At 57.7% G+C, this 22,440-nt stretch carries 24 protein-coding genes; 17 read left to right on the top strand and 7 right to left on the bottom strand.

Going from position 1 to position 22,440, the window contains the following annotated elements:
- Positions 1-61 precede the first annotated feature (61 nt).
- The 3 genes from pyrF to purB form a co-directional block, all read right to left on the bottom strand.
- The gene (pyrF, locus tag L3X40_RS01670) at positions 62-736 is read right to left on the bottom strand and encodes an orotidine-5'-phosphate decarboxylase (protein WP_237364110.1); all 675 of its coding nucleotides are present in this window, start codon (positions 734-736) and stop codon (positions 62-64) included.
- Positions 733-1,056, bottom strand: a complete 324-nt coding sequence (locus tag L3X40_RS01665) for a hypothetical protein (protein ID WP_237364109.1) — start codon at positions 1,054-1,056, stop codon at positions 733-735. The genes pyrF and L3X40_RS01665 overlap by 4 nt, the downstream gene beginning before the upstream one ends.
- Positions 1,057-1,146: 90 nt before the next feature.
- Complete coding sequence (purB, locus tag L3X40_RS01660) at positions 1,147-2,463, bottom strand: adenylosuccinate lyase (RefSeq protein ID WP_237364108.1); 1,317 nt, start codon at positions 2,461-2,463, stop codon at positions 1,147-1,149.
- A 275-nt stretch (positions 2,464-2,738) separates the two neighbouring features.
- On the opposite strand from purB, the gene L3X40_RS01655 reads away from it, so the two are divergent.
- Complete coding sequence (locus L3X40_RS01655) at positions 2,739-3,143, top strand: EF-hand domain-containing protein (protein WP_237364107.1); 405 nt, start codon at positions 2,739-2,741, stop codon at positions 3,141-3,143.
- A gap of 67 nt (positions 3,144-3,210) precedes the next feature.
- On the opposite strand, the gene radC is transcribed toward L3X40_RS01655, so the two are convergent.
- Positions 3,211-3,912 carry a RadC family protein gene (gene radC, locus L3X40_RS01650; RefSeq protein ID WP_237364106.1) on the bottom strand — a complete coding sequence of 234 codons (702 nt, stop codon included), beginning with the start codon at positions 3,910-3,912 and terminating at the stop codon, positions 3,211-3,213.
- A 184-nt stretch (positions 3,913-4,096) separates the two neighbouring features.
- Here radC and L3X40_RS01645 point away from each other — a divergent pair, with 184 nt between their 5' ends.
- The 14 genes from L3X40_RS01645 (at position 4,097) to L3X40_RS01580 (ending at position 17,135) form a co-directional block, all read left to right on the top strand.
- Positions 4,097-7,330, top strand: a complete 3,234-nt coding sequence (locus L3X40_RS01645; protein ID WP_237364105.1) for a YdbH domain-containing protein — start codon at positions 4,097-4,099, stop codon at positions 7,328-7,330.
- A 41-nt stretch (positions 7,331-7,371) separates the two neighbouring features.
- A complete protein-coding gene (locus tag L3X40_RS01640; protein ID WP_237364163.1) occupies positions 7,372-7,539 on the top strand; it encodes a YnbE family lipoprotein in 168 nt (55 codons plus the stop codon).
- Between the two features lie 2 nt (positions 7,540-7,541).
- The gene (locus tag L3X40_RS01635) at positions 7,542-7,934 is read left to right on the top strand and encodes a YdbL family protein (protein ID WP_237364161.1); all 393 of its coding nucleotides are present in this window, start codon (positions 7,542-7,544) and stop codon (positions 7,932-7,934) included.
- Positions 7,935-8,178: 244 nt separating this feature from the next.
- Complete coding sequence (locus tag L3X40_RS01630) at positions 8,179-8,499, top strand: AtpZ/AtpI family protein (RefSeq protein WP_237364102.1); 321 nt, start codon at positions 8,179-8,181, stop codon at positions 8,497-8,499.
- A gap of 42 nt (positions 8,500-8,541) precedes the next feature.
- Positions 8,542-9,324, top strand: a complete 783-nt coding sequence (locus L3X40_RS01625) for a F0F1 ATP synthase subunit A (RefSeq protein WP_237364101.1) — start codon at positions 8,542-8,544, stop codon at positions 9,322-9,324.
- A 45-nt stretch (positions 9,325-9,369) separates the two neighbouring features.
- Complete coding sequence (locus L3X40_RS01620) at positions 9,370-9,597, top strand: F0F1 ATP synthase subunit C (protein ID WP_237364099.1); 228 nt, start codon at positions 9,370-9,372, stop codon at positions 9,595-9,597.
- A gap of 74 nt (positions 9,598-9,671) precedes the next feature.
- Entirely contained in the window at positions 9,672-10,166 is a 495-nt protein-coding gene (locus L3X40_RS01615) for a F0F1 ATP synthase subunit B family protein (RefSeq protein ID WP_237364097.1), read from the top strand.
- On the top strand, positions 10,159-10,782 hold the full coding sequence (locus L3X40_RS01610; protein ID WP_445177141.1) for a F0F1 ATP synthase subunit B family protein: 624 nt from the start codon (positions 10,159-10,161) through the stop codon (positions 10,780-10,782). Before L3X40_RS01615 ends, L3X40_RS01610 begins: the two co-directional genes overlap by 8 nt.
- A gap of 72 nt (positions 10,783-10,854) precedes the next feature.
- A complete protein-coding gene (gene uvrC, locus L3X40_RS01605; RefSeq protein ID WP_237364094.1) occupies positions 10,855-12,771 on the top strand; it encodes an excinuclease ABC subunit UvrC in 1,917 nt (638 codons plus the stop codon).
- A gap of 99 nt (positions 12,772-12,870) precedes the next feature.
- Complete coding sequence (gene recO / locus L3X40_RS01600) at positions 12,871-13,605, top strand: DNA repair protein RecO (protein WP_237364092.1); 735 nt, start codon at positions 12,871-12,873, stop codon at positions 13,603-13,605.
- A 50-nt stretch (positions 13,606-13,655) separates the two neighbouring features.
- Positions 13,656-14,699 (top strand): 3-isopropylmalate dehydrogenase, encoded by a 1,044-nt coding sequence (leuB, locus tag L3X40_RS01595; RefSeq protein ID WP_237364090.1) that lies wholly within the window; start codon positions 13,656-13,658, stop codon positions 14,697-14,699.
- A gap of 22 nt (positions 14,700-14,721) precedes the next feature.
- On the top strand, positions 14,722-15,930 hold the full coding sequence (locus tag L3X40_RS01590; RefSeq protein ID WP_237364088.1) for a trans-sulfuration enzyme family protein: 1,209 nt from the start codon (positions 14,722-14,724) through the stop codon (positions 15,928-15,930).
- A 15-nt stretch (positions 15,931-15,945) separates the two neighbouring features.
- Entirely contained in the window at positions 15,946-16,344 is a 399-nt protein-coding gene (gene apaG / locus L3X40_RS01585; RefSeq protein ID WP_237364157.1) for a Co2+/Mg2+ efflux protein ApaG, read from the top strand.
- Positions 16,341-17,135 (top strand): LysR family transcriptional regulator, encoded by a 795-nt coding sequence (locus tag L3X40_RS01580; protein ID WP_237364086.1) that lies wholly within the window; start codon positions 16,341-16,343, stop codon positions 17,133-17,135. The genes apaG and L3X40_RS01580 overlap by 4 nt, the downstream gene beginning before the upstream one ends.
- Before the next feature lie 16 nt (positions 17,136-17,151).
- On the opposite strand, the gene L3X40_RS01575 is transcribed toward L3X40_RS01580, so the two are convergent.
- Both L3X40_RS01575 and parE read right to left on the bottom strand, forming a co-directional pair.
- Entirely contained in the window at positions 17,152-17,658 is a 507-nt protein-coding gene (locus tag L3X40_RS01575) for a c-type cytochrome (RefSeq protein ID WP_237364084.1), read from the bottom strand.
- Positions 17,659-17,744: 86 nt separating this feature from the next.
- Positions 17,745-19,724 (bottom strand): DNA topoisomerase IV subunit B, encoded by a 1,980-nt coding sequence (gene parE, locus L3X40_RS01570; RefSeq protein WP_237364081.1) that lies wholly within the window; start codon positions 19,722-19,724, stop codon positions 17,745-17,747.
- A 149-nt stretch (positions 19,725-19,873) separates the two neighbouring features.
- On the opposite strand from parE, the gene L3X40_RS01565 reads away from it, so the two are divergent.
- On the top strand, positions 19,874-20,713 hold the full coding sequence (locus tag L3X40_RS01565; RefSeq protein ID WP_237364079.1) for an outer membrane protein: 840 nt from the start codon (positions 19,874-19,876) through the stop codon (positions 20,711-20,713).
- Positions 20,714-20,771: 58 nt separating this feature from the next.
- Here the strand turns inward: L3X40_RS01565 and L3X40_RS01560 are convergent, their stop codons facing one another.
- Entirely contained in the window at positions 20,772-21,446 is a 675-nt protein-coding gene (locus L3X40_RS01560) for a GcrA family cell cycle regulator (protein WP_237364077.1), read from the bottom strand.
- Positions 21,447-21,554: 108 nt separating this feature from the next.
- Here L3X40_RS01560 and L3X40_RS01555 point away from each other — a divergent pair, with 108 nt between their 5' ends.
- Positions 21,555-22,397 (top strand): ABC transporter permease, encoded by an 843-nt coding sequence (locus tag L3X40_RS01555; protein ID WP_237364075.1) that lies wholly within the window; start codon positions 21,555-21,557, stop codon positions 22,395-22,397.
- Positions 22,398-22,440: the final 43 nt, after the last annotated feature.

Below are 22,440 nucleotides of genomic sequence, written 5' to 3'. Positions count from 1 at the left end.
GGGGCTTAGAGGATATTCGCCTGGGGTTCACGCGATTCCGTACGCGCCTGACAGGTGTCGCCTAAAGCGTTGCCTCAATCTCGCGCGCGGCCAGGTCTGGATCTGCAGCTTGCGTAATGGGTCGGCCAACGACGATGATGGACGCACCGTTGTTCAATGCATCCCTGGGTGTGACGGCGCGCTTCTGGTCACCCTTCTTGCCATTGGCTGGCCGGACGCCGGGCACCACGAAAAAACCGTCGGGCCAAACTTTGCGAGCGCTGGCAACTTCATGCCCGGAACAGACGATGCCGTCGAGTCCGGCTTCGCGTGCCAGATGAGTGAGCTTTTCAACCTGGCTGTGGGACGTGGACATGATGCCGACATCCTTAAGATCGCTATCGTCAAGGCTGGTCAGCACTGTCACGGCAACAACTTTGGTGCCCAAATTGGCAGCTGCTTTGGCATCCTCCAGCATCGCCCGGCCACCGGCTGCATGCACCGTCAAAATGGCGGGTTCCAGCAAGTGCAGTGCCTGGATCGCCTTGGCAACCGTATTGGGAATGTCATGCAATTTCAGGTCGAGAAAAATCGGCAGGCCGAATTTCATCATTTCAAGCATGCCATGATGGCCATTGGCGCAGAAGAATTCGAGTCCCAGCTTCAAACCGCCGACATGATATTTGACCGTGTTCGCGAGCGCCATGGCCTTGTTCAGGTCAGGCGTATCGATCGCTACATAGATGGGGCTGCTCATGCGGGGCCCTGGGGTATTGCGGAAGTGCCGGTTGCTCCAGGCGTACCTGTCAGGTCCGATCCAGACGACAGGGCAAGATTGTCGGACATGGCGCGTTCAACGGTATCCAGTCGCCGCCGGAAACGCCAACACATCGCGCGATGAAATAGCCATAATGGCAGGAAACCCATGGCGAATGCGCCAATGACCAAAACCGGAAGTTTGGTGTCCATACGCAGACCGCCCCAAAGATTCACCGTAACGGCTGTCCAGTTGCTAACCGAAAACATGACGATCATGATCGCGAGGGCTACCCAGAATGCGGTTCTCAGAAATTGCATGCGCGGCCTCATATCTGTTCTGCTTGATACAGAACCTAAGCGATTTTCGCGTTGCATACCAGTGTTCAGCGTAACGACCGTCAGAGCCGATCAGTGCGAACCGAAGACACGATCAAAGATCGTATCGACATGCTTGAAATGATAGTCGAGGTTGAATTTGTCTTCGATTTCCTGTGCGCTCAGAACGCCTGAAACCTCCGGGTCGGCTTTCAGCAATTCCATCAGTGACAATGCGCCATCGGAATCCCATACTTTCATGGCGTTGCGCTGGACAAGGCGATAAGAATCCTCGCGGCTGACCCCCGCCTGGGTCAAGGCCAGAAGGACACGCTGCGAATGGACGAGGCCGCCCATGCGGTCCAGATTCTTCTGCATTCGGGCTGGATAAACCAGCAGCTTGTCGATGACGCCCGTGAGCCGCGCGAGCGCGAAGTCCAGCGTTATTGTCGCGTCAGGTCCAATATAGCGTTCCACCGAACTGTGCGAAATATCGCGTTCGTGCCAGAGCGCGACATTTTCCAGTGCGGGCGTCACATAGCCGCGGACCATGCGGGCAAGGCCGGTGAGGTTTTCGGTCAGCACCGGGTTGCGCTTGTGCGGCATGGCGCTGCTGCCCTTTTGCCCCGGCGAGAAATATTCCTCCGCCTCCAGCACTTCGGTCCGCTGCAAATGTCGAATTTCGACCGCAAGCCGCTCAATGGAAGAGGCGATGACGCCCAGTGTCGCAAAGTACATGGCGTGACGGTCGCGGGGAATGACCTGCGTCGATACTGGTTCCACCGTCAGGCCAAGCTTGTCCGCGACATGCGATTCCACGCGGGGATCAATATTGGCGAAGGTGCCGACAGCGCCGGATACGGCGCAGGTCGCGATTTCCGAACGCGCGAGTTCCAGCCGGGCACGACAGCGCGCGAATTCGGCATAGGCTTCGGCCATTTTCAGGCCAAAGGTGACAGGTTCTGCGTGAATGCCATGGCTGCGGCCAATGGTGGGCGTCAATTTATGTTCAAAGGCGCGGCGCTTTATCGCCTCCAGCAGCTTGTCGATATCGGCCAGCAATATGTCGGTGGCATGGGCAAGCTGAACGTTGAGGCAGGTATCGAGAACGTCGCTGCTGGTCATGCCCTGATGCATGAAGCGCGCTTCGTCGCCCACATTTTCCGCAACCCATGTCAGGAACGCAATGACGTCATGTTTGGTCACTGCCTCGATGGCATCAATCGCGGCGACGTCTATCACGGGGTTGGTGGCCCACCAGTCCCAAAGTGCCTTGGCCGCAGCCTTGGGCACTACGCCCAGCTCGGCCAATGCGTCTGTCGCGTGCGCCTCTATTTCAAACCAGATGCGGAATTTGGCTTCCGGTTCCCAGATGGCAACCATATCGGGACGGGAATAGCGCGGGACCATGATGACGAATCCTGAATATGACTGAAGCTGATGCGCGCCCGCTAGCAGGCTCGGCAGCCAAGGGCAAATGCACTCCGCCGTTATGGCGGGGCGGAAGGCGCCAAATCCGCATATCGCGGCGGCGGCTCAATCCCCGGACGGATCGTTATGGGGATGCGATGGGATGAAGCTGCGCCTTTTTTCGGCGGAACCGAAGGCGCTGCGGCGCTTATTAATCCTACCTGCCCATTGGTTCGACAGCCTTTCGGGTCGCAACAAATCGGAGAGACAGACAGATGATACGCACACTTATTTGTTCTACGGCACTGATCCTGGCAGTGCCCGCAATCGCGCAGACAGCTGCTGAACCTGTGCCGCAGCAGGAGATGCCGGGCGCTTCCGGCCAAGTCCCGTCTGAACCAGCCGAACCTTCTCAGGCTCAAGGGGCGTCTACGGTTGATGTGGCCGCAGTGGTCGATGGCGAGTTCCCAACCTATGACAGCGACAAAAGCGGCGATTTGGATCAGAGTGAGTTCGCCCAATGGATGACTACACTCAAAAAGGCCGAAATGGCATCGACCGGCAATGTTCTTGGCGATCAGGAACTCACCGCATGGGTCGGCGCGGCCTTTACAATGGCCGATCAGGACAAAAGCAAGACGGTAAGCAAGAATGAACTGGTGACCTACCTCGGCGGCTAAAGCCACCTTGCTTCTTCATAAAAGGCGGACCGCTTATGGCGGTCCGCCTTTTATCGTGCCCTTGCGCCTATATTAATCCGGCAGCGCGCATACTGCTGTGGCCGCCTTTGCCGATGATGATGTGATCGTGGACGCTTATACCCAGTCTTTTTCCAGCCTCGATGATATTGCGTGTGGTTTGGATGTCCTGACGGCTGGGCGCGGGGTCGCCGCTCGGATGATTGTGGACGAGAATGAGCGATGCAGAGCCGAGATCGATCGCACGCCTGATAACCTCACGAACATAGATAGCGGCCTGATCGATCGATCCATCGCCCATATTTTCGTCGCGAATCAATATATTGCGGCTATTGAGATGCAGCACGCGTACACGCTCCACAGTCATATGCGCCATGTCCGCCCGCAAATAATCGAGCAACGCTTGCCAGCTTGCCAGCACCGGCTGTTCGGTAATCTCTGACTTGATCAGGCGCAGGGCCGCCGCTTGCGCGATCTTGAGCGCCGCGACGCTGGTTTCACCCATACCGTTGACGCGCATTATCGCTTCGCTATCGGCAGTCAACAGCCCGCCAATGCCGCCAAATTCCGTCAATAGCTGTTTGGCCAGCGGCTTTGTATCGCGCCGGGGAATGGCGAGCGCGAGAAGGTATTCGATCAGTTCATGATCAAGCAGTGCATCGGGGCCGCCATCGATCAGGCGCCGACGCAGCCGCTCTCTATGCCCTGTGCCATGATGTTCCTGCTTGCCGCCCGCTCTGGTGTCGCCCATGACATCAACAGCTAAGCATATTATCGTTGAAGCTCAATCGGGATATACGCATGACGCCAAACTTCATGTTCTCAAGGTCAGAAACATATCGCTTTTCGCGCTGTCGTTCAGCTTTGGTCAATGCGGTGCGCTATGATCTGGACATCAGGCGAAACGATAGGCGGCAACCGAGCGTTATGATTGAATGATCCAGGCAGAATCAGAAAACGAGCCTGAAAAGGACAGTCTGTTTCGGACGCGGCTGTTCTGGCCGCTGCTTATCCTGTCCATCGTGGCGTTGGTTGTGATTGTTCTGTGGACGCAGCGCGTACCGATCGCCGACAATCTGATCAGCCGTGAACTGGTGCGGCGCAACGTGGCGGCGCATTATGATGTCGCGGCGATCGGCCTGCGGACCCAACGGCTTGAAAACCTGGTCCTTGGCGACCGCGATAATCCGGACCTTAGCGCTGATTGGGTGGAGGTTGATGTCAGCATGGCTGGCCTTAGCCCCGGTATAGCGGCGGTGCGGGCAGGCGGTGTGCGTATGCATGGACGCATTGTAAACGGGCGGCTATTGCTGGGCGAACTCGACAAGTTTCGTACTATGACATCCGACGCGCCGCTGGGTTTGCCGGATATTGATCTCACTCTTGACGATGCGCGTATCCGGCTTGAAACGCCGCAGGGGCCAATCGGGATAAAACTGGATGGCAGCGGTAATTTGCAGTCAGGATTTGCCGGCAAGCTTGCCGCGGTCATGCCGGAACTGGATGCTGGCGGCTGTGCGGCGAAGGCTCTGTCGGTTTACGCTGATGTTTCCGTCCAGAACCGGCAGCCACGCCTGAACGGTCCGGTTCGCGCCAGAACACTGAATTGCACCAATGCGGACCTTGCATTGGCCCGGCCAGCCATCGGACTTGACGTCCGTTTGAATGAGGCCCTGAACCATATGCATGGGGAAGCGAACGTGTCCGCTGACTCCCTGGCTAACGGCGATATGCGCATGGCCTCACTGGGAAGCAAAATCTCTTTCGATGGCGACATGAAGGCCATGAAAGGACGGATGGGATTATTCACGCGCGCTTTTTCTATCCCTTCCATTCAATCCGACCGTGCGGAATTTGCAGGCGCTTACAGTATTGGAACAGCCAGGTCGAAAATGCAGGCGCAGCTTGATGGCAATGTGCGTATTCAGGGGTTGCGGATGCGGGCAGGCAATCCTGTAGCCGGTTTGCGTACCAGTAGCGTCGGCACGCCGCTGGAGCCGATCGCCGCCAAGTTCGTCGCTGCAATTGACAAAGCCGGACGCAAGAATGACGCCCGGATCAAGCTGGCGTTTTCTCAGCTTGGGAGCAAGGGGCGGATTGATATCACCGGGCTGAGCTTTCGCAGCGATAGTGGCGCACGGGCCGTTCTGGCCGATGGCAGCCGACTTGCGTGGTCATGGCCGGATGGGCAACTGGGAATGAATGGCCGTGTTCGCATTGAAGGGGGCGGCTTGCCCGAAGCTGCGATCCGGTTGAAGCGGCAGAACGAAACTGGCGCGCTCGCCGGGCAGATTTTCATGAAAGATTATGTCGCTGGTACGGGCCGCTTGTCGCTCGATCCGGTCCGCTTCGTCGCGCAGAGCAATGGCCGCAGCCATTTTACCACGGCGCTGCGATTGGATGGCCCATTGCCGGGCGGCAGGCTTCAGGGCTTTGTTTTGCCAGTGGATGGCACCGTGGGCCCCAGGGGCGCGGTACGGATCAACACAGCATGTACGCCAGTAGGATTCACATCTCTCAAATACGAAAGCTTGGTGCTGGAACCGACGCGGTTGCGCCTGTGCCCGGCGGACGGTGGGGCCATCGTGACGGCAGGGCCTGCGGGCTTTGCGTTGCGTGCGGCAATTGCAGCGCCACAGATCAAGGGACGCATCGGGGATAGTCCGCTTGCGATTACTGCCTCCAAAATGCGATTCGATGCGCCCAAGGGAGGCTTTTCCGGCAGTGACGTGAAAATTGCGCTTGGTGCTGCGGATGCCCGCACGCTGTTGGAGCTGGCGCATCTGACGGGTGATTTCACTGCCGCTGGCATGGCGGGCAAGCTGGAAGGCGGGGCAGGGCGGATAGGCCAGGTGCCCCTGCTAATGTCCGGGGCGGCTGGAAGCTGGCGCTTTGGCAAAGGCGTGCTTGAGATTAATGGCGGTCTGCGTGTTGCGGATAGCGCGGTTCCCGATCGCTTCAATCCGCTGGAATCGCAAGATTTCAACCTGACCCTTCGCGATAACAGGATCGTTGCGAACGGCACATTGGTTGAACCGCGTTCGCAAATGCCGGTGACAAAAGTGGATATCGTTCATGACCTGAGCAGCGGCGCAGGGCGGGCGGATCTGCTGGTCGACGGCTTGCGGTTTGACGACGCTTTGCAGCCAGAGGATGTCACGCGGTTGGCTCTCGGTGTGGTAGCCAACGTGCGGGGCGTGGTATCGGGTGCTGGTCAGATACGCTGGAACCAAAACAGTGTTTCCAGCGATGGCCGCTTTCGCACGTCGGATATGAACCTGGCCGCTGCTTTCGGTCCGGTGACCGGACTGTCGGGCGAAATCACCTTTTCCGACCTGCTGGGACTGGAAACGCCGCCGGGACAGGTTCTTCGTATCGCCAATGCCAATCCAGGAATCGAGGCGGTTAACGGTGTGGTCCACTATCAATTGATTCCGGGGCAACAGGTGCGGGTTGAAGGCGGGGAATGGCCCTTTGCCGGAGGGCAGCTATTGTTGGAGCCAACCACATTGGATTTCAGCGCAGCCAAACCCCGCTATCTCACTTTCCGGATTATCGGTATGCAGGCGGGCGATTTCATCAATCAGCTTGAACTGGAAAATATTTCGGCGACGGGGACGTTCGATGGCCTGTTACCGATGGTTTTTGACGATACGGGAGGTCGCATCGTCGGCGGCATTCTGGTTGCGCGGCAGTCGGGCCTGCCGCCACTTTACGTTTCGGATGCCAAAAGCCTGCATGTCGAATGCGATCCGGCACGGCAGGCAGGGACGCTCGCTTATGTCGGGCAAGTGTCCAATGCTGATCTTGGGATGTTCGGCAAGCTGGCGTTCGATGCATTGAAATCGTTGCGCTATAAATGCCTGACCATATTGATGGACGGCAACCTTGATGGCGAAATCGTGACGCAGGTGTCGTTCAATGGTGTCAATCAGGACCCCGGCGGCACCAAAAAGACAGGCATGTTCAAGCAATTTATCGGCTTGCCTTTCATCTTCAATGTCCGGATTGAAGCGCCTTTCCGGGGCCTGATCAACACTGCGCAATCCTTTGTCGATCCGACCCTGCTCATTCGCAATAATCTGGGTACAGGGTTTGAGCCGGTTATTGAAAACAGACTTGCCGTTCAGCCTGGCGAAAGCGACACTATGTCAACAGGGGACAAATAATGCATAAGTTCGGATATTGGCCCAAAACATATGGCGTGGGCATGTTGATGATTGGATCGGTGCTTCCGGTGGGATGCATACAGGTGAAAGCCCCGGAAAAGCCGATTGAGATTAATTTGAATGTCAGAGTGCAGCAGGAAGTGATTGTCCGGCTGCAAAAAGATGCAGAAGACCTTATTCAAAACAACCCGGAGTTGTTCCCGCAATGAAGATGCAGAGAAAATATTGGCTCATATTGGCTGGCGCTGTGGCGCTGACCATTGGTGGAACGGGCGTAGCGATCGCGCAGGCATCCTCTGTGGCGCAGGCCATGGCCAGCGGCAGTGTCGGTGAGCAGGCCGATGGCTATCTTGGTGTCAAGGGATCAGTGTCGGCCGCTGTCAAGGCAGAGGTCGATTCGATCAATATCAAACGGCGCGCGGCCTATACCGATCTTGCTGCCAAGCGTGGCGTGACGGTGTCTGACATGGCTGCGGCAACCGGGTGCAAGACGCTGTCCAGCCGCGTGCAGACTGGTCAATCCTATCGTTTGAGCGATGGTAGCTGGCACGTGAAGGGGGCGGGCCCCATCACGCTTCCCGATTATTGCGCAACGGCAGGCTAAAAGCTTCTCCAGGCTTTTCGAGATTGTCCATCTGTTTAGGCCGCTTGAGGGATTGCAGTTCCTGAAGCGGCCTTTTTCCTGCCTTTTTTATCCCTTTTGGCAATAGCAGTCCGATGCGGCAGCAAGCGGTTGACTAAACGGGTCCGCCTTTCTAAACGGGCGGCGCCTTGACGGGTGATCCACTACTCGTTCTTGCATCCCGTATCATCTGGGCTAAAGCCCGGCAGGTAACGGAGTGCAGCGGATGAATAATGGAGAGTCCGGGCGAGACCCGATCGAAGAAGATCAGCGGCTGGAAGCGCTCAAAGAGCGACTCAAGCAGGCGGATCAGGACGAAGCGGTCAGGACGGGCAGTACGCAAAAAGGGGTGGACAATAACTACCGCCTCGGCAATCGCGTACTGGCGGAACTGATCGGGGGAATCGTTGGCGGCGCTTTGATAGGCTGGGTCCTTGACCGGTTTATCGGAACGTCTCCCTGGCTCCTGCTGGTTTTCCTCTTTGTGGGGATTATCGTGGCCTTCAGGAATATTATCAGAATTTCCAACGAACGCCCGAAGGAATGAGGGCGCTTTTGTTATACGTAATTGTCGTCAGGGGTTTAAGGCGTGGCAGCTGAATCAGGCAAAATCGATCCGATGCATCAGTTTGAAGTGCAGACGATTTTTGACGGTTTCAACCTTGGCGGTCATCAGATCGCCTTTACCAACAGCGCCCTGTGGATGGTGATCGCCGCCGTCACGCTATGGATTTTCATGCTGGGCGGCATGAAGCGCGAACTGGTTCCGGGCCGCTGGCAAGCCGCAGTCGAAAGCATGACCGGCTTTATCAGCAATATGATGCGCGCCAACATTGGTGAAGAAGGCAAGAAATATACGCCTTACGTCTTTTCGTTGTTCATGTTCATTCTGTTCGCCAACGTGCTGGGCATGTTGCCGCTGGGCGTAGTGGGCCTGCACGCATTTACCTTTACCAGCCATTTCACCGTCACCGGCATATTAGCGATCATGAGCTTCTCGATCGTGCTCATCGTCGGTTTCTGGCGCCACAAGCTGCACTTTTTCTCGCTGTTCATTCCACATGGAACGCCGCTGCCGATGGTCCCATTCATCTTCGTGATTGAATTGGTGTCGTTCATGGTGCGACCGTTCAGCCTTGGCCTGCGACTGTTCGTTGCCATGACCGCCGGGCACGTATTGCTGAAGGTGTTGGGCGGGTTCGTGATCAACAGCACCAATGCCGGGATCGGCTATGGTCTGACAGTCGGCGTATCGAGCTTCGCCCTGATGATTGGCATCAACGCGCTGGAGGTTCTGGTTGCCGTAATTCAGGCCTATGTTTTCGCCCTTTTGACCTCGCTCTACATTAATGACGCGGTCAACCTTCACTAGAATTTCTTCAACATTTAGAATCGTTTGGAAAAGGAGTTTACTATCATGGACGCAGAAGCAGCAAAGCTGATCGGTGCTGGTCTGGCCGCTATCGGTGCTGGCATGGCCGCACTGGGCGTGGGCAATGTTTTCGGTTCTTTCCTTGAAAGCGCACTGCGCAATCCGGCTGCAGCCGACGGTCAGCAGGGTCGCCTGTTCATCGGCTTCGCCGCTGCCGAACTTCTCGGTCTGCTGGCGTTCGTTGTTTCGATGATTCTGATCTTCGTGGCGTAAAGCAGCGATAACGGATTGAATATCCCGCCGGGCGGCTGTTGCTGCCTGGCTGACCATTTTGCTGGACGAATTCGATGCCACAAATATCCCAGATCGCCGCAACCTACGCATCGCAGATTTTTTGGCTGCTGCTGACGTTTGGTTTCGTTTTTGTCGTCGTCGGCCTTGGCATGTTGCCAAAGATCGAATCGACGGTGGAGGCGCGCGACAAAAGGATTTCGGATGACCTTGATGCGGCGAAGGCGGCTTCCGTCCGTGCCGATGAAATCGAGGAAGAGTATCGAGTGAAGTCGGATGAAAATCGTGCGGCTGCACAAAAGGTAACCCAGATCGCAAAAGAAAAGGCTGCAAAGGCGGCTGAAAAGCGACTGGCTGATGCGGATGCAGAGATTGCCAAAAAGATCGCTGCGGCTGAAGCGGAAATCGCCGCAGCTACGGCATCAGCCCTGACCCAGATTGAAGGGATTGCGGCTGATGCGGCACAAGATATGGTCACAAAGATTTCCGGGGCCAAGGCGAGCGCCGCCGCGGCTGGCAAGGCAGTAAAGGCAGCACTGGCCAATGGCTGAAGCAGCAGAACATCTCGACACAGGTTCGCAACAGATAGAGCAAAATCTGGAACATGCAGCATCGGCGGAGGCTATGCCTCACGCTGGCACGCAGGCCCCCGGCGGGGCGGAGCATCATGCAGATCCGAGTGCTCTTGGTCTGGACGCTACGGCGTGGGTCAGCCTGGCCATGGTGATTTTCCTGGGCATTTTGCTTTGGAAAAAGGTTCCCGCCGCCATTGGCGGCTCATTGGACAAGCGGATCGCGGCCATACGTGCGCAGCTTGATGAAGCACAGCAATTGCGTGCCGAAGCTGAAGCGCTGAAGGCGGAATATGAAGCCAAGATGTCCGCTGCCGCCAAGGAAGCGGATGATATGCGGGTCCGCGCAGAAGAAGAAGCGGAGCATATCCTGGTTAAGGCCAAGGAAGACGCAAGCAATCTGGTCCTTCGCCGCAAAAAAATGGCGGAGGACAAGATCGCGGCCGCTGAACGCACTGCGATAGCCGATGTCCGGGCAAAGGTTGCCAAAGCCGCCAGCACTGCCGCTGCGACGCTGATCGCAGAACATCATGATGCGGCCGCCGACAAGGCGCTGGTTGATGGCACGATAAAGGGGTTGAGCGGGTTGAATTGACGCGCTGGGCAACTTGATGAAAATTTGAAGACCGGGCTGGGCAATCCAGTCCGGTCTTTCTACATCTGATCTATGTTCGATCCGCAATCCCCTGACAGATTTAACGAAGGCAAGGCGACTTCCACCTTTCGCGGCGTGGGGCAGCCGGACCTGCAAGCGGGTGTTGCTGCCATACGGGAAACGCTGCATACCCTGCCGTCCCGTCCCGGCGTATACCGGATGCAGGACGAACGCGGCGATGTGCTGTATGTGGGCAAGGCACGGGCGCTGAAAAACCGCGTCAATAATTATGTCCAAGTGGAACGGCTATCGAAGCGGCTGCAACGCATGGTGGCGCAGACGCGTTCGATGACCATCGTAACCACCAACAGCGAGGCTGAGGCGCTGTTGCTGGAAGCGCAGTTCATCAAGCGTTTCCGCCCGCCCTATAATGTGCTGCTGCGCGACGACAAAAGCTTTCCCTTTATTTTGCTGCGCGAAGATCACGCTTTTCCGCGCATCCAAAAGCATCGTGGCGCGCGAAAGATCAAGGGCCGCTATTATGGTCCCTTCGCCAGCGGAGGCGCAGTCAACCAGACGCTGAATGCGCTGCAAAAACTGTTTTTATTAAGAAGCTGTACCGACAGTTTTTTCAACAATCGTTCGCGTCCCTGCCTGCTATACCAGATCAAACGGTGTTCAGCCCCCTGCGTGGGGCGGATCAGTGAAACCGCCTATGCCGAGCTGGTCGGCGATGCGCAGGACTTTCTGGCCGGGAAATCGACCAAGGTGCAGCACAAGCTGGGCATTGCCATGCAAGCGGCCTCGGATGCCATGGATTTCGAGATGGCTGCGGTTTACCGGGATCGACTGAAGGCGCTCACCTTCATTCAGGGGTCGCAGGCGATCAACGCCGAAGGGTTGGGCGATGCCGACATTTTTGCACTCGCCAGCAAGGCGGGATCGATCTGCATCCAGGCATTCTTCATTCGCGGCGGCCAGAATTGGGGGCATCGCAGCTTTTTCCCTGTCCATACGGCTGATGTCCCCGAAGATGAGGTCCTGACCAATTTCATGGCGCAATTTTATGAGGAAGTGCCAGCGCCCAGATTGATCCTTGCTGACCGACCGCCCATGCAAGGCGCATTGCTGACAGAGGCGCTGTCCGAACGTGTCGGTTCAAAGGTGCGCATCGAGGTGCCCCAACGCGGTGACAGGATGAAGTTGATCGAACAGGCCCAGCGTAATGCGGTGGAAGCGTTGGACCGGCGCTTGGCCGAAACGACGACGCAGGGCAAGATTCTACGCGATATGGCTGATCTTTTTGGACTGGATGGCCCACCAGAGCGGATAGAAACCTATGATAACAGCCATATCCAGGGCGCCCATGCACTAGGCGCGATGGTGGTGGCGGGGCCGGAGGGCTTTCGCAAGAACGCCTATCGCAAGTTCAATATCAAAAGGGCGGAAACCGCGCCGGGCGATGATTTCGCCATGATGCGTGAAGTGCTGGAGCGCCGCTTTGTCCGGGCGCAGAAAGACGATCCCGATCGAAACAAGGGCGATTGGCCTGATCTGGTGCTGATTGATGGCGGACGCGGCCAGTTAAACGCGGTGCGTGGTGTGCTGGAAGAAATGGGGATTGAGGATGTCGCACTGGTCGGCGTGGCCAAGGGGCCGGACCGCAACGCCGGACGAGAGGTGTTTCATTTGTCCGATGGGCGGGAACTGACCCTGCCAGTGAACGATCCCGTGCTGTTTTACCTCCAGCGACTACGCGATGAGGCGCATCGGTTTGCCATTGGTGCGCACAGGACAAAACGGAGCAAGGCGATTACGACCAGTTCACTCGACGATGTGCCTGGTATTGGCCCCGCGCGGAAAAAGGCGCTGCTGATGCATTTTGGTACGGCGCGGGCGGTAAAGGATGCAGGGTTGACCGATTTGCTGCGCACACCGGGGGTGTCGAAGGCGGTGGCGCAGACGGTCTATGACTATTTCCATGGATGAGGAACGTCGCTCCCTTTCCGTTCGTCCCGAGCGAAGTCAAGGGATGCCCGCGCAACGTGTCTCGACTTCGCTCGGCACGAACGGATATAAGGTGGTTAAGTGACCCACATCACGACCCCGGCCATTGTCTGCGCGATCCGCCACCACGGCGAACATGGGGTCATAGCGCAGCTGATGACGCCGGAACACGGGCTGATGGCGGGTTATGTGCGCGGGGGGCGATCGACACGGTTGCGCCCCATATTGATGTCCGCCAATCTGGTGCAGGCGGAATTTCGCGCCCGGACGGGGGAGCAACTTGCCAGCCTGACGGTTGAACTGGAGCACAGTCGCGGCCCGCTTCTGGGTGAACCATTACCCGCAGCGGCGATTGAATGGTGCTGCGCGTTGACAGCGGCCGGATTGCCGGAGGAACAAGGCTATCCAGCGCTGTATGAAGCGCTGGACGGCGTGCTGGGCGCGATCGAGGCGGCGCCGGCGGCACGGGGTTGGGCGGTGGCGCTGGTGCGTTATGAACTGCTCATCCTGACGGAGCTTGGCTTTGGCCTGGACATGACACGTTGCGCGGTGACGGGGGAGAACGTGGCGCTCAGCTATGTCAGCCCCAAAAGCGGAGCCGCAGTTAGCGCCGATGCTGCCAGGGGTTATGAATCGCAATTGCTCAGGCTTCCCGGCTTTCTGACAATAGGCGGCATGGCGGAATGGGCGGATATACTGGATGGTTTGGCGCTCACCGGTCATTTTCTGGAACGTTCCGTCCTGACTGATCGGCGGGCGGAGGTGTTGGCTTCGCGCGGAAGGCTGGTGGAAAGGCTGAAAAGAGCGGTTGCGTGATGATGTGGGCTGCGGCATTGGCCATTCAACGGAAATTGGAGTTTTAGGAAATGTTGGTTGCGCTGCTGCCGGGGGATGGAATCGGGCCGGAGGTGATCGACCAGACGCGGCGGGTGCTGGATGCGCTGGGTCCCCTTGGCCTTACCTATGAGGAGGCGTTTGTTGGAGGCGCCGCCTACAAGGCCAAAGGCCACCCGCTGCCGTCCGAAACGCTGGAACTTGCCAAGCGCGCCGACGCGATTTTGTTCGGCGCGGTGGGTGATCCCGATTGTGACTCGCTGGAGCGATCGTTGCGTCCCGAACAGGCCATTCTTGGTTTGCGCAAAGAACTGGCGCTATTTTCCAATTTGCGGCCCGCAAAGATGTTCCCTCAACTGGCGGACGCATCGGCGTTGCGGCCAGAGGTGGCGGGCGCCATCGATTTGATGATCGTGCGGGAATTGAACGGCGACGTTTATTTCGGCGAAAAGGGTATGCGCAAGACAGCCGACGGCCTGCGTGAAGGCTATGACATCATGTCCTATAACGAGGCGGAGGTGTCGCGCATCGCTCACAGCGCATTCCGCACTGCGCAGGCCCGTCGTGGGAAACTCTGCTCGGTCGACAAGGCCAATGTGCTGGAAACATCGCAACTATGGCGCGATGTGGTGATTGAAGTGTCAAAAGACTATCCCGATGTCGCACTCAGCCATATGTATGTCGATAATGCCGCAATGCAGTTGGTTCGCAATCCAGGGCAATTCGACGTGATCGTCACCGGCAATCTGTTCGGGGACATCCTGTCCGATCAGGCGAGCATGTGCGTCGGTTCCATCGGCCTGCTGGCGTCGGCCTCGCTCGATGCCAACGGCAAGGGACTATACGAGCCCATTCATGGCAGCGCGCCGGATATTGCCGGCCAGGGCAAGGCCAATCCGTTGGCGACGATCCTCTCCGCTGCCATGATGTTGCGCTATTCGCTGGGCTTGCCGGATGCCGCTGACCGGATCGAGGCTGCGGTGGCAAAGGCGTTGGCCAACGGCGCGCGCAGTGGTGACATTGGCGGTTCGATGAGTACGCGCGAAATGGGCGACGCGGTTCTCGCCGTCCTTTGAAGATTTCAGGCAAGGATCAGAAATGAAACGTAAGACCGGTCAGGATCGTAGCATAACGTCGACATGGCGCCCGGCCACTCAGGCGATCCGGGGCGGCACCGCGCGATCGGAATTTGGCGAAACGTCGGAAGCGATTTTCCTTACCTCCGGCTATGCCTATGATTGCGCCGAGGATGCCGCCGCACGCTTCGCAGGCGAACAGGTCGGCATGACCTATAGCCGCCTCCAGAACCCAACAGTCGAGATGCTGGAACAGCGTATCGCCCTGATGGAAGGTGCGGAGGCCGCGCGCTGCACCGCGAGCGGCATGGCGGCGATGACAGCAGCGCTTTTGTGCCAGCTTTCAGCCGGGGATCATGTCGTCGGGGGGCGGGCGCTGTTTGGTTCATGCCGCTGGCTGACCGACACGTTGCTGCCCAAATTCGGCATTGCAACAACCGTGGTGGATGCGCGCGATCTTGATGCATGGAAAGCCGCGATCAGGCCTAATACGAAGGCCTTTTTCTTCGAAACCCCTGCCAACCCAACGATGGATATAGTCGACCTGAAAGCCGTTTGTGGGCTTGCTCGCGAACATGGCATCGTGTCGGTCGTCGATAACGCCTTCGCTACGCCAGCATTGCAGCGACCGATGGAGTTCGGTGCGGATGTCGTTGCTTATAGCGCGACCAAGATGATGGACGGACAAGGCAGGGTATTGGCAGGTGCGATCTGCGGCACACAGGAATTCATCGTCAATACGCTGCTGCCCTTTCACCGCAATACTGGCCCGACGCTTTCGGCCTTCAACGCGTGGGTGGTGCTGAAAGGACTGGAAACACTGGACCTGCGTATCCGGCGGCAGAGCGAGAATGCATTGCTAGTGGGCGAGTTCCTGGAAGGGCGGGTCGAAAAGGTTCTGCATCCCGGTCTCCCCAGCCATCCTCAGCATAACCTCGCCATGACTCAAATGGATGCCTGCGGTCCCATCTTTTCACTGTATGTCGGTGGCGGGCGCAAGGAAGCGCACGGACTGTTGAATGCGCTGAACCTCATCGACATCAGCAACAATATCGGCGACAGCCGTTCGTTGATGACGCACCCGGCATCGACCACGCATTATGGCATGGCGGAAGCGGCGCGGTTGGAAATCGGTATTACGGAAGACATGCTGCGCATCAATGTGGGGCTGGAAGATCCGAGAGACTTGATCGACGATCTGGATCAGGCATTGACGGCCATCGGCAGATAGGCGATTTTCATGACCATGCTGGCGCTTTTCCCCTTCAACCAGACGACCCGCGATGTCACCATCCGGGTTGCTGTCAGCTTCCTGCCCGAACAGTCGGAGCCGGACCGGGGGCGCTGGTTCTGGGCCTATCATATTCGCATCGAAAATGGCGGTGCGGAACCGGTGCAATTGCTGTCCCGCCGATGGATCATCACCGACGGACGCGGCGTTCAGCATCGGGTCGAGGGCGAAGGCGTGGTTGGTGAACAGCCAGTGATCCAACCGGGCAATTCCTATGACTATGTATCGGGCTGCCCGCTTGCTACGCCCACCGGTGCAATGGAGGGCAGCTATCATATGCTATTGGCAAGCGGACGCACGTTCGACGCCGATATCCCCCGCTTTTCGTTGATAGCGCCTGCGGTGGCGGAATGAAGCGAACACATTTGCCGTTGAATGGACTGCGCGTGCTTGACGCTGCGGCCCGTCATCTCAGCTTCACGCGCGCCGCCGACGAACTGGCGGTGACGCCAGCCGCGGTAGGACAGCAGATTCGCGCATTGGAAGACATGCTGGGCGTCGTCCTGTTCCGCCGCACGCCCAAGGGGCTGGAATTGACGCCGGAGACAGAAGCCGGTCTTGAGGCGTTGCGTTCGGGTTTTCTGGAGTTCGAAGAGGCCGTGCGTGCCATGCAGGCGGGGCAATCATCCAAATCGTTGACGATTGCGGCGCCACGCGATTTTACTGCGAAATGGCTGAATGCACGACTGGCGAAATATGCTTCGGGCGACGCCGAATTGCGTTTTGCAATGGTTGCCGCCGATGAACCACTGGACTTTACGGAGGCCAATCTGGACCTGGCCGTCTGGTTGACGGATGGGCCGGGGGAACATGAAGGGCTGCGATTGGGCGATGCCGTTTTTGTTACTGTAGAAGCGCCGGATGGCGGGCCGCAGCACAAAATTCACTGGCCCGGCTGTCCTGTTGAAGATGGCGCGGCAATCATGCGCGTGGCCGATGCGGGCCTTGCCATCGAGGCGGCTGCCAACGGCTTTGGCCATGCGTCCGTCCCGTTGCTGCTGGTCGAAAAGGACTTGGCCGATGGACGTGTTCGGCAAGTGGGTGATACGCGGGAAGCATCGCAAGCTTATTGGCTGATTGCGCCCCTGCCGCAATGGCGACAGAAGAAGGTCAAGGCACTGGTAGAGGCGTTGGCGGCAGAGTAATTCTGACCCTGAGACCTTATTTCTGTGTTTTCAGCCAGTCTATGATCGCCTTGCGCTTGGCCGCATCCTTTAGCCCTACATAGGCCATTTTGGTGCCTGGGATTGTCGCATGCGGGTTTTCGATAAACGCGTTAAGATTGGCGTCATCAAGCGTAGCGCCCCAGGCTTTCAGAGCTGGAGAAAAGACATAGCCTGCAGCTGATCCGGCCTTTTCGCCGTACACGCCATACAAGTTGGGACCGATACCGTGTGTGCCACTTTTATCGACCTTGTGGCAAATGGCGCATTGCGCAAAAGCTGCTGGTTTTTCTGCTGTGATCTGTGGTGCTGGCTCGGCTGCAGGGGCTTTATCGACGGGCGTAGGTGCAGGAGCCGGTTCAGAGGCTTCTTCCGTCACGGCGTTCCCGATTACCACGCTGTTTTCATAGGGCATTGCGCTATTGTCTTGCACCGCTTGTTCCGGTGTTGGCCCGCAAGCGGCCAGAAAGAGAGCTGACGTGCCGAACAGAAAATGCGCTCTCATGTAGACCTCTTCATTACCTTAAGTCCAAATGGCAGACTGGTAGTTATTTGCACCGCCATTACACAATGTTTTTTTTGAAAGGCGCTTCAAGCGTCGATAATCTCTTCATCGACACTTGAAGCATTTTCCTGAATGAAGGCAAAGCGATGTTCGGGATTTTTTCCCATCAATCGTTCGACCAGATCGCGTACGCCCGCCCGCTCTTCATATTCTTGCGGCAGGGTGATGCGGATCATGCTCCGTGTTTTCGGGTCCATGGTGGTTTCGCGCAGTTGCATCGGGTTCATCTCGCCCAATCCCTTGAAGCGGTTGACCTCCACCTTTTTGCCTTTGAACTCGCCGGCCTCCAGTCGGGCACGATGCGCGTCGTCACGGGCATATACGCTTTTTGCACCTGACACGAGCCGGTAAAGTGGCGGCTGTGCGAGATAGAGATGACCGCGCCGGACAAGCTCCGGCATCTCCTGAAAGAAAAAGGTCATGAGCAGCGTGGCGATATGCGCGCCGTCAACATCGGCATCGGTCATGATAACGATGCGCTCATAGCGCAGATGATCGGGATTGCAGTCCTTTCGCGTGCCGCAACCCAAAGCCTGGACCAGATCGGCGATTTCCTGATTGGCGAAGATTTTGGCGCTGTTGGCCGACGCGACATTCAGGATTTTGCCACGGATCGGCAGGATCGCCTGCGTCTTGCGATCACGCGCTTGCTTTGCCGACCCGCCGGCGCTGTCGCCTTCGACGATGAAGATCTCTGTGCCTTCCGGATCATCAGTCGAACAGTCGGTAAGTTTTCCGGGCAGGCGCAGCTTGCGCGCAGAGGTGGCTGTTTTGCGCTTGACCTCGCGTTCGGCCTTGCGCTTCAACCGTTCGTCCATCCGGTCGAGCACGAAGGCGAGCAGCGCCTTTCCGCGTTCCATGTTATCGGACAGAAAATGATCGAAATGATCGCGCACGGCGTTTTCGACCATTCTGGCGGCTTCCGGGCTGGTCAGACGATCCTTGGTCTGGCTCTGGAATTGCGGATCGCGGATAAACACCGACAGCATGATTTCACAGGCGGACATGATGTCTTCGGCCTGAATCTGAGCGGCACGTTTCTGCCCTGCCAGATCGCCAAAGGCGCGAATGCCCTTGGTGATGGCGGCGCGAAGGCCCGCTTCATGCGTTCCGCCATCAGGTGTTGGGATGGTGTTGCAGTACCAGCTGTAACTGCCATCCGACCATAATGGCCAAGCTACGGCCCATTCGACCCGCCCCGCGCCATCGGGGAAGTCCTGGCGACCCTCGAAGAAGTTTGCAGTGGCACATTCACGCTCACCGATCTGTTCGCGTAAATGATCAGAAAGCCCGCCGGGAAACTGGAACACGGCTTCGGCCGGAGTTTCGTCGATGATGAGTTCGGACGCGCATTTCCATCGAATTTCGACACCCGCGAACAGATACGCTTTTGACCGAGCGAGGCGATAGAGGCGGTTAGGCTTGAACTTGGCGCCTTCGCCGAAGATCTCCGTATCGGGCGTGAATGCGACCAATGTACCCCGCCGGTTGGGCGCCGCTCCTGCCTTTTCAAGCGGTCCCTGCGCGTGTCCGCGAGAAAAGCGCTGGCGATAAAGCTCCTTGTTGCGGGCGACCTCGACCAGCGTGTCGCTGGAGAGGGCATTCACCACGCTGACGCCGACGCCGTGCAGGCCGCCGGAGGTGGCGTAAGCCTTGTCAGAGAATTTGCCGCCCGAATGCAGCATTGTCATGATCACTTCCAGCGCCGTCTTGCCGGGGAATTTGGGATGCGGATCGACCGGCATGCCACGGCCATTGTCGATGATAGTCAGGCGGTTCCCCGGTTCCAACGACACTTCGATCCGGCTGGCATGGCCCGCGACCGCCTCGTCCATGCTGTTATCGAGCACTTCGGATGCAAGATGGTGGAGCGCTCGCTCGTCCGTACCGCCAATGTACATGCCGGGGCGGCGGCGAACAGGCTCCAATCCCTCCAAAACCTCAATATGGGAGGCGTCATAGTCGGTTGATGTGATGGGAGCTGATCCGAAAAGGTCGTCTGACATAAGGAGGCTATAGGGCCTGCCCCATCATGCTTGCAAGGCGGGTCGTGCATAATATAGCTTGGAATGCCCCGTTAAACTGACGTTCATGCAACTTGCGGCGTTTCCGTCCGTTGCTCGCATGTCCATCAAGACATGGAGGGATTAACACCATGAAAAAATTTATAAATGTGCCGTTTGGCGCAGTGCTGGCGTTTGCCTTGGCCGGGCCAGCCATGGCGCAAGACGCTAGTGTCGAGCGGAATTGGTCGGGGCCTTATGTTGGCGGTTCGATCGGTCTTGCCAAACCCGATCATGACAGCGGTGAAACGCTGGTGTTCGATACCGATGGAGACGGTCAATTTGATAACAGCGTCACGTCCGGAGGCAGCGACATCTTTACCGGCTATTGCTCGGGACGTTCTGCAAGCGGCGCTGCGGCAGACGGGTGTGTGAATGACCGAACAGGCACCAACTGGGCTGGGATCGCCGGCTATGACATGCAGTTCGGCAATATTGTTGCCGGCGTCGTGGCTGAAGGCGGTATTGCCGATGTGACCGATGGCGTGACAGGCTTTTCGGATGAACCGGGCAGCTACACGCTCAACCGCCGTTTGAAGGAAAATGCGGCGCTTCGGGCGCGCGTGGGTTATGCCATGGGCAACACATTGTTATACGCAACAGGTGGCGGCGCCTATGGGCGTATCAATAACCGTTTCAGTACCACTAACACCGCCAATGACTTTGCCGATACGGGCAACAGCAATGCGTGGGGTTGGACCGCTGGCGGGGGCGTGGAACAGCGGATCGCCGATAATTTTTCGATCGGCCTGCTGTATAAATATACGTCTCTCGATCCCAAGGATTATGACGTGACGGTAACGCAGGGGAGTGCCCCGGCAACCGGCCCATTCACTAACACGGCAACCACGAGCGGTCAGACATTGATCGCGCGCGGATCGGACAAGTTCAATTACCATACGGGCCAGGTAACGGCGACCTATCGATTCTGACGCAGCTTTATGGCCTGGGAAGAAGGCCGTCGGGGAGGACCCGGCGGCCTTTCCTGTGTCAGCGCACGCGCGGGCCGCCAAAAGGCAGCGGCGGCGGCGGACGGCGCGTGCCGCGCGGGAGTTGCGCCTGATAGGCGCGACCGCAATGTTCGACGCAATAGGGAAAGCCGGGATTTACCTTCTCTCCACAGAAATGGAAATCGGGTTCGCCAGGATGACCCATCGGCCATTTGCAAATCTTTTCCGTCAGGTCGAGCAGGCTCGTTTTGTCAGCGATTTCCGGGCTTGGCTTGGCCGGCACCAGCCGCCGGGGCGGGGCCGGGGGAATCGGGGCTTGCTGATCGCCGGGTCCCTGACGCAGGAAACCGCCTGGTCCGACCGAAACGATGCGCGGTTGCGGCGCACTTTGCACTGGCGCGGCCGTTGCCGGTTCCGGCGGGGCGGCGCGCGCTGGTGCAGCAGAGGCTGCTGCGGGTCTGGCAGGCACAGAAACAGGAGCCGTATCGCCCTGTGAATCCGCTTTTTTAGGGGCGGCTTTTTTGGCGGTGGCAACTTTGCGTGTGCCATCGCCTGCTTTCACAGGAGAGGGGCGGGATTGCAGGCCAAGCCGATGAGCCTTTCCGATTACCGCATTACGGCTCACACCACCCAGATCTTCCGCGATCTGGCTGGCAGTCATGCCTTTTTCCCACATCGATTTCAGTTGGTCGATGCGTTCATCTGTCCAGGCCATTCAAGCTCCTTCGACATAAACCTTGATTCCTGGGCGATAAAATATCTGCGCCGGGAAATAAAAAAACGCCCTTGCGGGCTTCGTCGCCACCCGATAGGCGATCTTACCATGAACGAACAGCAGAAAATTGAAAGTTCTGTCATGGAAGTCCGGGCGGAACCGGGCGTACCCTTGATCCGCAATATCAATTGGGCGGGTATGCTAGCCCTATACTTTAAGGAGGTTCGCCGTTTTTTCAAGGTCCAGTTGCAAACGATATGGGCGCCGGCGATCACGACTCTCCTTTTTCTCGTCATCTTCACGGTCGCTCTGGGCCGTGGGGATTACAAAGTGCTTGGCGTGCCATTCGCCGATTTCATTGCGCCGGGGCTCATCATCATGGGGATGATGCAAAACAGCTTCGCCAATAGCAGCTTCGCCTTGCTGGTCGGCAAGGTTCAGGGAACATTGGTGGATTATCTGATGCCACCGATTTCGACGGGCGAATTGATGCTTGCCCTGATTTCAGCATCGATTACCCGCGCCGTTTGCGTCGGCGTGACGGTCTGGTTGGCCATGGCGTTATGGCCGGGGGTTCATGTAACGCCGGCTCATGGCTGGGCGATATTATGGTTTGGTATATTGGGGTCTGCGCTTTTAGGCCTTTTTGGCTTGATCACATCGATCTGGGCAGAAAAATTCGATCACGCGGCAGCCGTGACCAATTTCGTGATCGCGCCCTTGTCACTATTATCGGGCACTTTTTATTCGGTCGATCGCCTTGCTCCGGCGTTCCAGATGGTCAGCCACGCCAATCCCTTTTTCTACATCATTTCGGGTTTCCGCTATGGGTTTCTATCGGCGGCAGACTCTAATGTGCTGATTGGCGGACTGGTGCTGTTAGTTCTCAATATTCTGCTGGGAATTATTTGCTATATGCTGCTGGCGAGAGGTTGGAAGCTGAAGGCCTGACGTCCCTGTTTTCGGCAGATCCGCAATCTCCAGGGTCAGGACC

The organism is Rhizorhapis sp. SPR117 (genome assembly GCF_021742065.1).
Note: the sequence above shows the minus strand (reverse complement) of the source record. Positions and strands in the feature narration are given on the sequence as shown.